The sequence below is a fragment of the Corynebacterium sp. HMSC065H09 genome (genome assembly GCF_001812845.1).
GTDB lineage: Bacteria > Actinomycetota > Actinomycetes > Mycobacteriales > Mycobacteriaceae > Corynebacterium > Corynebacterium jeikeium_D.
The window spans coordinates 1-13,174 of the sequence record NZ_KV810571.1; the positions used below are offsets into that span (position 1 = coordinate 1).

Below are 13,174 nucleotides of genomic sequence, written 5' to 3' on the forward strand. Positions count from 1 at the left end.
TGGCCACGCTGACCTCCGAATACATTACACACACACCACCCAAAGACACAAAACCCCAGGTAGATAGATCTGATCTAGGGTTTTCCTGTGCAGTAGAGCGACTTACCAGAAGCTGCCAGTCCTCTCCTTTGATGAAACCCAAGAAGAGCTACAGCTACTGTCCACGAAGTCTTCGGTGATAATCCTCGAAGGCTTCTCTGGAAGAATGTATTCGCTCCTTTCGCTGACTGTCCGTGGTTTTCCTGACAATGACTTCACGGTCGTAAAAATTCCGCTGGAATTCATCCTCCAGTCCGACCATGTCGGAAAGGCCACCGATGAAGGCATCATATTCACGGATAACGATTTCGTTTTGCCTATCTTCAACGGTGTAGAACACATTTGGGTTTTCAACCGTCAATCGGCCTGGCGTGCTCTGCGGGCTCACCCGCCGAGAAGCAACCTCACCCTGAAAATCGTGGGCTTGTTCGGAGCCCGTTTCTGACGCACGCTGAGACTTCTTCGAGAAACGCGCGATAATCCGACCCATCAACGAGCCTCCCCGTCCAGCACGGTTTTCATGTCTTGGACTCATCGCTACCACCTTTGCTTCGGCTTCTACGCTCCCTTTAAAACAACTAAGGCTCCGGAGTGACCAGGAGTCAATGATTCTGAAATCATCAATCCCCTAGACTGCCCAGAGCCCTAGCCCAGCTACCTAAAAGGAATCAAGCTGCATAAACACCAATTGATCTAGAGATCAGCAGCGCGCCTACACAAAGACCAACCAGCGCCTACACGAACTTCACACCGGCGAAGTTCTTCTTACCGCGGCGCAGCACAATCCACTTGCCGTGCAGCAGGTCCTCGGCAGCCGGCTCCCACGCTTCGTCCTCGATGCGCTGGTTATTGGCGTACGCGCCACCTTCCTTAATGGTGCGGCGTGCCTCGCCCTTCGACTTGGCAAGACCCGCGGCGACGAGAAGGTCGACAACAGTACGCGGCTCGCCCTCAGCAATCTCCGCAACCTCAGTCTCCGAGACGGCACCTGCCAGGGTGGCCTCGTCCAGCTCGGTCAGCTCAGCACGCCCAAACAGGGCCTGCGCTGCCAGCTCAACTGCCTTGGTGGCCTCTTCGCCGTGAACCAGGTTGGTCATCTCCTGAGCCAGACGACGCTGCGCCTCACGCTTGAACGGACGCTCCGCAACAGCGACCTCGTACTCAGCAATCTCTTCCTGAGACAGGAAGGTGAACCAACGCAGGTAGTCAATAACAACCGAGTCACCAGCGTTGAGGAAGTACTGGTACCAGGAGTACGGCGAGGTCTTTTCAGCATCCAGCCACAGTTTGCCGCCACCGGTAGACTTACCGAACTTCTGACCCTGCGCATCGGTCACCAGCGGCACGGTCAGGCCGTGCACCTTGGCGCCGTCGATACGCCTGTTCAAATCGACACCAGAGACGATGTTGCCCCACTGATCACCGCCGCCAATCTGCAGCACGCAATCGTAGTTGCGGCGCAGCTGCACGTAGTCGTTGGACTGCAGCAGCATGTAGGAAAACTCGGTGTAGGAGATACCGTCAGACTCGAGGCGACGCTTCACAGTGTCGCGATCGAGCATGGTGTTGAGGGAGAAGTTCTTGCCGACATCGCGAAGGAAGTCAATGACGGACATGTTCATAGTCCAGTCCGCATTATTGACCATTGTCGCCGGGGCATCGCCCTCAAAGTCAATGAAACGACGCAGCTGGCCCTTGATGGCCTCCAGGTTGTGCTCGATGGCTTCCTGGCTGAGCATCGAACGCTCACCGACATCACGCGGATCGCCGATGAAGCCCGTAGCACCGCCTGCCAGTGCAATTGGGTGGTGACCGGCAAGCTGGAAACGACGCAACATGATCATCGGAACCAGGTGGCCCGCGTGCAGCGAATCGCCCGTTGGGTCAAAACCGCAATACAGAGTAATGGGGTTTTCGCACGCCTCGCGCAGCGCGTCAACATCGGTGGACTGATTAATCAGGCCACGCCACTGTAGTTCGTCGATAATGTTCTGTTCAGTCACGTCCACTATCGTAACGTTTCGCTTGCCGACGTTCACCGCGAGGGTGACCTAGAACTCCTCAACGGCCTTCTTGTGGCGACGATAGGCCGAGACGGAATCGTCTGGGAGCCACAGCCGCCACGGCCGATTCGCCGCTCGCCGAACGCCCACGCGCGGGCCTGCGTGGATATCTCTAACCGAATCGGCGTTCACTGGCTGCGCCACAAACACGCGTGACGACGGATCCAGCGCATCTGCCCCATAGTCATTTAAGTCAAGGCCAAGCGCCTGACCAACATTGCCTGGACCACGTCCGAGACCCGCAACTGCTGGCTTTTCACCGCGGCGACGGCGCACCGCATCCAGGCCCTGCTCAATGCGTACGGAGCGGACTAATACTCCCCCGCCCGTGCCGTCCGTAGCGCTGGTGATGTTGGCGCAAAAGTGGATGCCATAGGAGCGGTAGATATACCAATGCCCCGCCGGGCCAAACATGGCGCGATTGCGTGCGGTTGGCCCCATGAAGCAGTGCGCGGCCGGGTCAGGATAGCGCTGGTCAACTGGGCCACCATAGGCCTCGACCTCCGTGATGGTGGCGATAACATGCTCGGCGGGGATGACAATTACGCAGCCGAGCAGCGTCTTCGCAGCCTCAATCGGAGCTCCCGACAGCACAGTGCGGTCGAGGACGCTGTAGCCGTCGGGAAGCGGGAAAGGCAATTACTTGTCCCAGGCGATAGCTTCGTCGGAAAGCATGACCGGAATGCCTTCGTCGATGCGGTAGGCGATCTTTAGGCGAGGATTGACCAGCACCTGCTCGTCTTCGAGGTATTCAAGCGGCCCCTTGTCACGCGGGCAAGCGAGGATTTCAAGGAGTTTCGGATCAAGGCTCATAGTCCACTACCTTACCGAACTGAATTGCCAGGGTGTCACGCTGACCTTCCAAAGCAATCAGGTTGTCCTGACCGATTGCATCCTGGATCTTCTGAACCGCGGAATGCAACAGGTCGATGGACTCCCGCGCCGGATTCTCGGCCTTGTGACGCAGACGCTCCGGGACCGCGAGGTAGGAGTTGACTGTCTGCGGCAAGTACTCCTGGATAATGCCGCCGATGACCACCTTCTGCTCGGGATAATCTTTGAGGTACTTCCACTCGCTCAGGACGGATTCCAGCGTCGCACCCAGGTCATTTGCGGCGTTGCCAAGAGCTTCGCCAGGCTGGGCATCGAAAAGCCTGCCCAATGTCCGGTGAAGATTCCTACGCAGCTCAGATGGATTGAGCGGGCGACGCTGTGGGACCTCAGGCTTCGGCGCCGAGCTAACGGACTTCTGAGCCCCTTTGCTCTGCCTCGGCAACAAAGCAACCGACGCGCCCCAGGCGGCAATCGCAACAACCGGCCACAGGAAACCAAGCCCCACGGTCAGGTGCAGCAGCACGACGGCGATGGCAAGGATGAGCCCGACAATGTTGGCGGGACTGTTGAGAAAGCCACCGCCAGAAGAAGTGCCGGAGGATTTACTGGTAGCCACGAATCTCCTTGAACACATCAGCAAGCTCGGTCTCACGGGATTCAAAGACCTTACCACCAGTCAGGTTCGCAAGTTCCTGCATTTCTCCCGGATCCGCCTCTCCATAGCGGATGACGAATACCGGCGGCAGATTCCCGCCCTTGGACTGGTAGAAATCACGGAATTCCGCAAAGCTCTTGCCCGACGTCACCTGACCATCGGTCAACACCACGATAGACGGGATGGAGTTCTTATCCGAGCTGCCGAGAAGGTCGAAGGCCTGAATCAGTGCGTCGTAAAGCGCCGTCTCGCCCTCTGCGTACAGACCATCGACGGCGGCGGTGAGCTGCGCGCGCGATTCCGGGCCGTCAATTGTCGTGGTCGTGGGCTCGCCGACGCTCGTACTGAACGGCAGGATCGTCGCGATCTCACGGTTTCGCAATCCCACGCTTCCCGTTTCGGTGCGTGCACTGCCGTCGACGATTGCGCGCATTGTCGCCTGTAGATCAGCGATGCGCTCCCCGAACATTGAACCGGAAGTGTCGAGAACAAAGACCGACTCTCCGGGCACGCGCAGGTCATTGTCGTACGCCTCGATGAGACGATCCGTGACTGCGCGATCACCCGGGAACGGCAGCTCGATAATGACGCTGTTGGTCATGCTTTCCGGCAGGTTGGCGTCATCGGAGACCGGGCGAAGGAAGTGGTCGGCGAGAACCTGCGAGTTCGCTTCCAGCCACTGCCCGAGTGCCTCCGTCTGCCGCGCGGCAAGGTCGTTAGCCGGCTGAGCTAGTGGCGTCAGCGGGTAATCCGCACTGATGACACCGTCGCTCGGAACAACAACTTCCAGGTCAGCGCCCTCTTTATTCATCTGCTGCAACACAGCTTCATAGTTGATGAGCGCGTCGACGGAGTCCGGCTCATCCAGGAACTTGTCGCGCAGCCACCCCGACGAACCCGAGGTCATCTTCTGCCCCTCGAAGAACTTCTGCAGTTCAGGCGTGGTGCGGTTGATATCCCCCGTAGTCAGCGCCGATCCGGTGTCGGCGAACGCGGTCGCAACCGACACCACACCGGAAAAGCCCGAGTTCGATTCCGCGGGGTTGGTCATGCCGTAGGCCAATTTGCCTGACGACGCAGCCTCCGCGATCTCAGCCCACGTCGGCTGCTTGGTATCCCAACCGAGCTCCCGAGCCTTCGCCGAATGGATACCGAACGCTACGGGTGAGGTGGCGACTTTCTTGGCTTCGCCCAGCTTGTCAGCCCCACCGAGCAGATCAACGTACCGGTTGGTAGCAAACCAAGTGGCGTCAAATTGGTTGTCGAATTCGCCTGAGACAAGCGCGTGGCTGTTCTTCACGGTGCCGTCGAGAAGCTCAAGGTTAATAGTAAAACCGAGGTCGTCGGAGGCCTTTTGCATCAGTGGCTGGAGCTCTGCAAGCTCCGTGGCCCCGGCGATGCGCATAGTCGAGCCCTTGAGGTCAGAATCGACGTCGACTTTGTTGGTCTTCTCCCCGTCGGAGCCCAGCGGCAGGTTCAGGCCACCGTCGGAGCAGGCCGCGGCAGCGAAGATGCCGAGCACACCGACGAGGCCAAGAAGCATTTTGCGGAGGGCAGTTAGTGCCTTATCCATGTTCATTCGGCTTTACCCCTCTTCTGTTTCCGGCCTCGGTGGGCTCTGGTATCCACGGGACACACCCTCAATAAGCTGCTCGAGGATGTCGAAACTCGGCGGATCAATGGAGTCCACAAAATCGGTGGAGACCTCCTGGCCCGTCTTCAACTGCGTCTGGAATTCCTCCATCGCCTCAGGCTGGCTGGAGCGGTAACCGTGCTTGGCCGCCAGCTTCTGAAGCTCAGGGTCTTCGGCGAGGAGCCGTGCGACCGCAGCTCCATTGTCGTTAAAACCCAGCGCCACGTGAGTACTCAGAATCGTCGGCGATGGATACGCCAGGCGCATTTCCGACTTCAACCGGCTGTTCGGGGCACTGTTCTCCCCCAGGAACTGCGACTCGTAAACCATCACCATTGGCTTCGAACCGACACCCTGCGAGAGGTAGTCCGAAAATGGACCAGCCGACGAGGATTCCGTGTACCCCTGGCCGGTGAACAGAGGGGTGAGCTCCGGCAAGACCGCATTGACCTGCCCATTGTCAGACACAATCCGGCCTTCATTGGTAATCCAAGACATGAGCGACAAGTACATTGCGGCCGAGTTCGACGAACGAATGTCCGTTGTGGACATCTGCACCGTGCGCGGCGACGGATAATCGCTCTCCGCGAAGTCACGCCAGCGGACATTGTCGTGCTGCATCGTGGCCAGCGCTGCCATATCTACCTGCCACGTAGTGCCCTGTTGGCGAGCAACATTTTCCCGCGCCAATGCCTGCAAGATGTTGTCGAAAGTAGCGATCGCCATCGGTGTGTAGAAGACGTCGTACCGCTCAGCGCCACTCATTTTCTCGGCAATTTTCTCCGCTGCCGGTGCCGACGACGGGAATGCCAAGTCGAAGGAATCCAGATCCACATCCGTGGCCATCCGACGCGAACCCGCCGTCTTTACTTCCACCACATAGCCGTGAGAGGCAAGAGCCTTCTGGACCTCTTTGTCTTCGAAGAAGGGCTTTTTCTCAGAGCCAACAATCGCCTTGACGACGGTCTTTTCACCACCGAAGAAATCACGGTTTCCTCCGGAGCTGCCACCAGAAAAACCTGGAATACTACCGCCGCGACCGACATAGACTGCAACAGCCGCGATGACAATCAAAATGACTGCAAGAATTGCCCCCGGGCCCATGCACCCTTTCTTGCTACCACTCTGATTTTTATTTTTATCTCGTGAGCTGCGATTTCCACCGCTCGACCGCGTACTTTCCGCCATGAAATTATGGTAAGAGACCCGGCCAAACCTGGCAACAGATATAGAAATAATCAGTAATCTGCGTCACTTCGGGGGGGGGCACCCTGGCATTACAAGGTTACTGGTGGCGTCGGATCGATCCGAGTTACTGACTGCGTTTATGACTGGCGGCGGCGGGTCGAGCCGAGTTACTGACTACGTTTATGACAAAAATGGCCTGAAAAATGGCCTGAAAGTGTCATAAACTTACACAGTTTCACATTTGCAGCCCGTATTCGCACGTGGAGCCCGTAATTTTTCGGGTTGCTAGTTACCGGGTCATCAGTTGTCGGGTTGCTGGTTTTTCTACTCTCCCCCCCCCGGGCTGTAAAAAATCGGCGTGCGGTCGATTGACCGCACACCGATTAATTAGCCGCTTTAGCTGAGCTAGCAGGTTTGCTAGCTCTAGCAGCTTTAGCCGCGAACCGGCTTTTCAGCCCACTGCTTCAGCTCGGTATTCTTCTCGTCAACGCGAGCGAGCTGCTCTGCAACACGGACACCCGCGGTGCCGCCGCGAGTATCGCGGGAAGCGACAGCGCCGTCAATAGTAAGCACTTCACGGACCTTCGGAGTCAGTGCCGGGTGGACACCGGCGAGGTCCTCGTCGGAAAGCTCGTCCAGACCGATACCGCCCTTGGACTCTGCGATGCGGACACACTGGCCGGATGCCTCGTGAGCGTCGCGGAACGGTACGCCCTCGCGGACCAGCCACTCAGCCAAGTCCGTGGCCAGGGTGTAGCCCGCCGGAGCGAGCTCGCGCAGACGGTCTTCGTGGAAGGTCAGCGTTGCCACCAGGCCGGTCAGGGCCGGCAGCAGCAAGGTTAGCTGCTCAACCGAGTCCACCAAAGGCTCCTTGTCCTCCTGGAGGTCACGGTTGTAGGCCAGCGGCTGCGCTTTCAGCGTGGCCATAAGACCAGCGAGGTTACCGATCAGGCGACCGGTCTTACCGCGGGTCAGCTCTGCCACGTCCGGGTTCTTCTTCTGCGGCATGATGGAGGATCCAGTCGACCAGGCATCAGCCAGAGTGACGTAGCCGTACTCCGGGGTGGCCCAGTAGATGATTTCCTCTGCCAGGCGAGACATGTCCACAGCAATCTGGGCGAAGACAAAAGCCGCCTCAGAGGCGAAGTCACGCGAAGAAGTGCCGTCAATGGAGTTGTCCGTGGCAGAGTCGAAGCCGAGCTCCTCCGCGATGGCCTCCGGATCCAGGTGCAGCGAAGATCCCGCGAGCGCACCGGAACCGTACGGGGACACAGCCAGTCGACGGTCGAGATCGCGGATGCGGTCCAGATCGCGCAGCAGCGGATGCGCGTGAGCCAGCAACTGGTGGGCCAGCAATACCGGCTGCGCTGCCTGGGAGTGGGTCTTGCCCGGCATGATGGCATCCGGATGTGCCTTGGACTGAGCCACCAGGGCGGCAACCAGGTCAGTGACATCCAGTGCAACGCCGCGCACGGCATCGCGCAGCCACATGCGGAACAGAGTTGCCACCTGGTCATTGCGGGAACGACCAGCGCGCAGGCGACCGCCGACCTCCGGGCCGACGCGATCAATCAGACCGCGCTCCATGGCACCGTGGACGTCCTCATCTGTCGGCTCTGGACCAAATTCGCCGGAGGCAACGTCGCGACCGAGCTGATCAAGGCCTTCGATCATGGTGTCAAAGTCGGCATCGCTGAGCAGCCCACGGGCATGCAGCACTCGGGCGTGGGCCTTGGACGCAAGAACGTCGTAAGGCGCGAGCACCCAGTCAAAATGGGTGGACTTGCTCAATGCGGCCATCGCCTCGGACGGGCCACCGGCAAAGCGGCCGCCCCACAGGGAGCCTTCGTTGGTACCGTGCTTTTCGACCATTGTCTTTTCCAATAGGCCTTTCGCTCTAGTCGCTCTGGAGAATCTTTACAGTTTGAAGTCGCGCTTTGCGGCCATCTTCGAGGACAGGCCGTGCAGCTCGACAAAACCGCGAGCCAGGGTCTGGTCGAAGGTGTCGCCCTCGTCGTAGGTAGCCAGGTTGAAGTCGTACAGCGAGGTGTTCGAACGACGACCGTTGACGTTGCAGTGACCTGCGTGCATGACCATGCGGATGTCACCGGAAACGCCCTTCTGGGACTCCTCGATGAAGGCATCCAGCGCGCGCTTCAGCGGCGAGAACCACAGGCCGTCGTAGACCAGGTTGGCCCACTCGCCCTCGACCTGACGCTTGTAACGGGCCAGCTCACGCTCAACGGTGACGTCCTCGAGCGCTGCGTGTGCGGTCATGATGGCAACTGCGCCCGGAGCCTCGTAAATCTCGCGGGACTTAATGCCGACCAGGCGGTCTTCAACCATGTCCAGACGACCGATGCCCTGAGCACCAGCGCGGCGGTTCATCTCTTCGATGGCCTCAAGCACGGAAACCTTCTTGCCGTCGATGGCAGTCGGCTTACCGTCCTCGAAGGAGATGATGACCTCGTCCGGGGAGCTGAAGTTCAGGGTCGGATCCTCGGTGTACGCGTAGACATCCTTGGTTGGTGCGTTCCACAGGTCCTCCAGGTAGCCGGTCTCAATGGCACGACCGAAGAGGTTCTGGTCAATGGAGAACGGAGAGGACTTGGACTGCTCAATTGGCAGACCCTTTTCCTCAGCGAAGGCAATAGCCTTGTCGCGGGTCCAAGCGAAGTCACGAGCCGGTGCAATAATCTTCAGATCCGGGGCGGTGTTGGCGAAACCGACCTCGAAACGGACCTGGTCATTGCCCTTACCGGTGCAACCGTGAGCAACGTGGGTGCCACCGAACTCCTCTGCAGCCTTCGCCATGTGCTTAACAATCAGCGGGCGCGACAGTGCAGAAACCAGCGGGTACTGCTTCATGTAAAGACCATTGGCCTTAATGGTCGGCAGGCAGTACTCCTCGGCGAACTCGTCCTTGGCGTCGACAACGACAGCTTCGACAGCGCCGGCGTCCAGAGCGCGCTGACGCACGGACTCCATGTCCTCGCCGCCCTGTCCGACATCGATAGAAACTGCGACGACCTCGCCGTCCGTCATTTCCTTGAGGTACGGAATAGCAACGGTGGTATCGAGGCCACCAGAGTAAGCAAGAATAACCCGGTTGGTCATAGGGTAAGCGCTCCTTTAATCGGTGCTTTAAAGCATTTCGTGAAATAGTTTACTGGTTCGTTCCGGCGGCTAGACGCTGGGCTAGGTCAGCGCCGGAAAGTGGTTCTCTAGCCAGGCACATTACGGTGTCATCTCCCGCAATTGTGCCAACGATTTCTTTGAGTCCCGCACGGTCAATCACACTGGCTAGATACTGTGCGGCTCCCGGTGGTGTACGCACAACCGCGATGGTGCCCGAATGATCAATGGAGACCAGCAGCTCGTCTAAAACGCGCCGCATCCTGGCCACTGCCCCGCTGGAGACAGCGAGTGCATCTTCGACGATGGAATAACGCGAACCGTTGGCTCCATCGCGAATCTTTCGGGCGCCCAGCTCATCGAGGTCTCTGGACAACGTCGCCTGCGCAATCTCAATGCCTTCGTCGGCAAGCAGCTCGACGAGCTGAACCTGACTGGACACGTGATGCTGCGCCAACAGGTCAGCGATGCGCGTCTGCCGAGCTGTGCGAGAACCTGGTTGTGCTGCGGTCATGACCTTACTGCCTCTCCACCAGCCAGGTCAGCAACGCCTTCTGAGCGTGCATGCGGTTTTCCGCCTCGTCAAAGACTACCGACTGCGGGCCATCGATGACCTCGGCAGTAACTTCGTTGCCGCGGTATGCCGGCAGGCAGTGCAGGAAGATGGCATCCTCATTTGCCTTCGCCATCAGCTCAGCGTTGATCTGGTACGGCAGAAACGGAGTGCGACGATCCAGGCCGTCGTTCTCCTGCCCCATGCTGACCCAGGTATCGGTGATGACAACGTCGGCACCGGCAATGGCCTCATCGACGTCTGCGGTCACGGCCACGGCCGCACCGGTCTGCTCCGCGACCTTCTTGGCGCGGTCGACGTAGACCTGCTCCGGCTGGAAGGTCTCCGGTGCACAGATGGTGACGTCCAGCCCTGCGGTGGCGAAGCCTACTAGGTAGGAGTTGGCCATGTTGTTGGCACCATCGCCGAAGTAGACAGCCTTCTTGCCACGCAGTCCCGCCTGGCCTTCTTCCGGGCACTTGTGCTCGATGATGGTCTGCAGGTCAGCGAGAATCTGGCACGGGTGGAACTCGTCGGAAAGTGCGTTGACAATCGGCACCGTCGCAGTTTCAGACATGGCCTCCAGCCCTGACTGTGCGTAGGTACGCCACACGATTGCCGAGACAAAACGGCTGAGCACAGCAGCGGTGTCCTGGTAGGTTTCGCCCTTGCCCATCTGCGAGTTTCCGGTTTCGACCACAATCGCGTTGCCGCCCAGAGCCGCAATACCAGCGTCGAAGGAGAAACGGGTACGAGTCGACGTCTTGTCGAACAGCACCGCAACCGACTGCGGCCCCTCAAACGGCCGGCGGGAGTACGGTGCTGCCTTTAGCTCTGCAGCCAACTGCAGCACCTCAGCCTGCTCCTGCGGAGTCAGGTCATCATCGGCGAGAAAATGACGGAGCATCAGTTCCTAATTCCTTCCATTGTTTGCGACAGCCTCAGCGGCGTCGTTCAGGCAGGTATCAATCAACTCGACGGCACGGTTGATTTCCTCATCGCTAAGATTCAGCGGCGGCACGATGCGCAGCACATTCGCCTGTGGTGCATTCAAAATGACTCCGTGCTCATAGCCGGCGTTAACCGCTTCCTTAGCCAGGTTCTCGCACAGCACCAGCCCAAGCATGAAGCCTCGACCACGCACGTGATCGACATGGCTTAACGACGCAAGCTTGCGAGCCAGAACCTTGCCCTTCTCGGTGACTCGATCGAGCAGCTTTTCTTCTTCCAGCGTCTCGATAACGGACAAACCAGCGGCGGCACAGACCGGGTTGCCACCGAAGGTGGTGCCGTGCGCACCTGGGGTGAACAGTTCTGCTGCGCGGCCGTTAGCGATGACAGCGCCCAACGGCAGTCCGCCGCCGAGCCCCTTAGCCAGGGTCATAACATCCGGCACGATGCCATCGTGCTGATGGGCAAACCACTGGCCGGTACGGCCAATGCCGGTCTGCACTTCGTCGACAATCATGAGGACGTCGAAGCGCTTGGTCAGTTCGCGGACGTCGGCGAGGTATCCCTCTGGCGGTGCGACCACGCCGGTCTCACCCTGAATTGGTTCCAGAATCACCGCTGCGACACCCAACGGATCGGATTCGATGGTCTTGGTAAGGAAGTCAATGTCACCGTAGGGCACGAACTCGACTCCACCCGGCATCGGTTCGAACGGGGTGCGCTTGTCCGGCTGACCGGTCATGGCAAGTGCTCCCATGGTGCGGCCGTGGAACCCGTGGTGGGTCGCGATAATACGGTTGCGCCCCGTCAAACGCGCCAGCTTGAATGCAGCCTCGTTGGCCTCGGTGCCGGAATTGCAGAACATAACCCGGGTGTCATCGGTGTCCCAGCCAGTGAGCTCAATGAGCTTCTCACCCAGTGCCAGTGGCGGCTCAGAGGCGAAGATGTTGGACACGTGCCCCAGCGTGGAAATCTGCTTGGACACGGCTTCCACGATCGCCGGATGCGCGTGACCCAACGCGTTGACTGCAATACCGGCGAGCAGGTCCAGGTATTCCTTGCCCTCGGAATCCGTGACAATAGCGCCCTTACCCTGCACAAGCTCAATGCGCGGCGTGCCGTAATTGTTCATCATCGTGTGTTGCCACTGCTGCTTGAAGTCGCTCATGTCGTCTTTCGACCTGCCTAACGTGTGTGTAGGTAAATTCTTGTCCGTCTTTTTCTGCCTTATCCGGGCTCTACCATTGTGCCGATACCGCCGGAAGTCATCAGCTCCAGCAGCACCGAGTGTGGCTGGCGGCCATCGATAACGTGGGCCGCAGGCACTCCCTGATCCACTGCGTTCAGGCAGGACTCCATCTTCGGAATCATGCCCGAGTCCAGCGTCGGAAGGATTTCTCGCAGGTGCGAAGTGGAAATCTTGGACACCAGCGAATCGCGGTTCGGCCAATCCGTGTAGAGACCCTCGACATTAGTCAGAATCACCAGACGGTTCGCGTTAATTGCCGATGCCAGTGCACCTGCTGCCGTGTCGGCGTTGATGTTGTAGACCTCTTTGCCGTCAGCGGACGGCGCAATCGTGGAGACCACCGGAATACGGCCGGCATCAATCAGGTCCAATAGCGTTTCCGAGTGCACCTCGGTGATATTGCCAACCAGCCCGATATCTGTCTCCTTGCCACCGACGTTTACCGTGCGTCGAGTACCGGTGAACAGGCCACCGTCCTCACCAGAGGTACCTACCGCATACGGCCCGTAGGCGTTGATGAGGTTCACTAGTTCGCGGCCGACCTGCCCGAAGAGAACCATGCGGACAATTTCCATGACCTCCGGAGTCGTGACGCGGAAACCGCCTCGGAACTCTCCCTCCAGCCCCAGGCGCTTGAGCATCGACGAAATCTGAGGACCGCCACCGTGGACAACCACCGGCTTCACACCCACGGTGCGCAGGAAAACCATGTCCTGCGCGAAGGCCTTCTTCAGTTTCAGGTCGGTCATCGCGTTACCGCCGTACTTGACCACCACAATCTTGTCACGGTGGTGCTGCAGCCACGGCAGGGCTTCCGCCAGCACATGTGCCCGCTGTTCGAAGGACAGCCCTTCGGTCAACTGGTGAACCATTG

At 59.1% G+C, this 13,174-nt stretch carries 13 protein-coding genes; all 13 read right to left on the minus strand.

Features of this window, described 5'->3' with window-relative positions; all coding sequences use genetic code 11:
• Window positions 1-154 precede the first annotated feature (154 nt).
• Window positions 155-529, minus strand: coding sequence for a hypothetical protein (locus HMPREF2878_RS11080; RefSeq protein ID WP_126108062.1), 375 nt, complete (start codon window positions 527-529; stop codon window positions 155-157).
• A gap of 244 nt (window positions 530-773) precedes the next feature.
• Window positions 774-2,078 carry a tyrosine--tRNA ligase gene (gene tyrS, locus HMPREF2878_RS00010; protein WP_070652650.1) on the minus strand — a complete coding sequence of 435 codons (1,305 nt, stop codon included), beginning with the start codon at window positions 2,076-2,078 and terminating at the stop codon, window positions 774-776.
• Window positions 2,079-2,090: 12 nt separating this feature from the next.
• Window positions 2,091-2,741 carry a DNA-3-methyladenine glycosylase gene (locus tag HMPREF2878_RS00015; RefSeq protein WP_070652651.1) on the minus strand — a complete coding sequence of 217 codons (651 nt, stop codon included), beginning with the start codon at window positions 2,739-2,741 and terminating at the stop codon, window positions 2,091-2,093.
• Window positions 2,742-2,915, minus strand: a complete 174-nt coding sequence (locus tag HMPREF2878_RS00020; RefSeq protein ID WP_016422889.1) for a Trm112 family protein — start codon at window positions 2,913-2,915, stop codon at window positions 2,742-2,744. It lies immediately after the preceding gene.
• Entirely contained in the window at window positions 2,905-3,552 is a 648-nt protein-coding gene (locus HMPREF2878_RS00025; RefSeq protein WP_049189983.1) for a hypothetical protein, read from the minus strand. The genes HMPREF2878_RS00020 and HMPREF2878_RS00025 overlap by 11 nt, the downstream gene beginning before the upstream one ends.
• Window positions 3,539-5,170, minus strand: a complete 1,632-nt coding sequence (locus tag HMPREF2878_RS00030; RefSeq protein WP_083229242.1) for a VWA domain-containing protein — start codon at window positions 5,168-5,170, stop codon at window positions 3,539-3,541. Before HMPREF2878_RS00030 ends, HMPREF2878_RS00025 begins: the two co-directional genes overlap by 14 nt.
• 6 nt (window positions 5,171-5,176) lie before the next feature.
• Complete coding sequence (locus HMPREF2878_RS00035; RefSeq protein WP_069359382.1) at window positions 5,177-6,328, minus strand: hypothetical protein; 1,152 nt, start codon at window positions 6,326-6,328, stop codon at window positions 5,177-5,179.
• 516 nt (window positions 6,329-6,844) lie between these two features.
• The gene (gene argH, locus HMPREF2878_RS00040; RefSeq protein WP_016422893.1) at window positions 6,845-8,284 is read right to left on the minus strand and encodes an argininosuccinate lyase; all 1,440 of its coding nucleotides are present in this window, start codon (window positions 8,282-8,284) and stop codon (window positions 6,845-6,847) included.
• A 45-nt stretch (window positions 8,285-8,329) separates the two neighbouring features.
• On the minus strand, window positions 8,330-9,529 hold the full coding sequence (locus HMPREF2878_RS00045) for an argininosuccinate synthase (protein WP_070652652.1): 1,200 nt from the start codon (window positions 9,527-9,529) through the stop codon (window positions 8,330-8,332).
• Between the two features lie 49 nt (window positions 9,530-9,578).
• Window positions 9,579-10,061: an arginine repressor gene (locus tag HMPREF2878_RS00050; protein ID WP_005511719.1), complete on the minus strand. Its 483-nt coding sequence runs from the start codon at window positions 10,059-10,061 to the stop codon at window positions 9,579-9,581.
• A 4-nt stretch (window positions 10,062-10,065) separates the two neighbouring features.
• Window positions 10,066-11,007: an ornithine carbamoyltransferase gene (gene argF / locus HMPREF2878_RS11350; protein ID WP_070560044.1), complete on the minus strand. Its 942-nt coding sequence runs from the start codon at window positions 11,005-11,007 to the stop codon at window positions 10,066-10,068.
• A 6-nt stretch (window positions 11,008-11,013) separates the two neighbouring features.
• Entirely contained in the window at window positions 11,014-12,219 is a 1,206-nt protein-coding gene (locus tag HMPREF2878_RS11355) for an acetylornithine transaminase (RefSeq protein ID WP_070560046.1), read from the minus strand.
• 59 nt (window positions 12,220-12,278) lie between these two features.
• Window positions 12,279-13,172: an acetylglutamate kinase gene (argB, locus tag HMPREF2878_RS00065; protein ID WP_005511727.1), complete on the minus strand. Its 894-nt coding sequence runs from the start codon at window positions 13,170-13,172 to the stop codon at window positions 12,279-12,281.
• Between the last annotated feature and the right edge of the window lie 2 nt (window positions 13,173-13,174).

Bases quoted from the DNA above. Each gene is read 5' to 3' on its own strand.
- HMPREF2878_RS11080 (WP_126108062.1), bottom strand. From the start codon at position 529: ATGGGTCGGATTATCGCGCGTTTCTCGAAGAAGTCTCAGCGTGCGTCA.
- HMPREF2878_RS00020 (WP_016422889.1), bottom strand. From the start codon at position 2,915: ATGAGCCTTGATCCGAAACTCCTTGAAATCCTCGCTTGCCCGCGTGAC.
- HMPREF2878_RS00030 (WP_083229242.1), bottom strand. From the start codon at position 5,170: ATGAACATGGATAAGGCACTAACTGCCCTCCGCAAAATGCTTCTTGGC.
- HMPREF2878_RS00035 (WP_069359382.1), bottom strand. From the start codon at position 6,328: ATGGGCCCGGGGGCAATTCTTGCAGTCATTTTGATTGTCATCGCGGCT.
- argH (WP_016422893.1), bottom strand. From the start codon at position 8,284: ATGGTCGAAAAGCACGGTACCAACGAAGGCTCCCTGTGGGGCGGCCGC.
- HMPREF2878_RS00045 (WP_070652652.1), bottom strand. From the start codon at position 9,529: ATGACCAACCGGGTTATTCTTGCTTACTCTGGTGGCCTCGATACCACC.
- HMPREF2878_RS00050 (WP_005511719.1), bottom strand. From the start codon at position 10,061: ATGACCGCAGCACAACCAGGTTCTCGCACAGCTCGGCAGACGCGCATC.
- argF (WP_070560044.1), bottom strand. From the start codon at position 11,007: ATGCTCCGTCATTTTCTCGCCGATGATGACCTGACTCCGCAGGAGCAG.
- HMPREF2878_RS11355 (WP_070560046.1), bottom strand. From the start codon at position 12,219: ATGAGCGACTTCAAGCAGCAGTGGCAACACACGATGATGAACAATTAC.
- argB (WP_005511727.1), bottom strand. From the start codon at position 13,172: ATGGTTCACCAGTTGACCGAAGGGCTGTCCTTCGAACAGCGGGCACAT.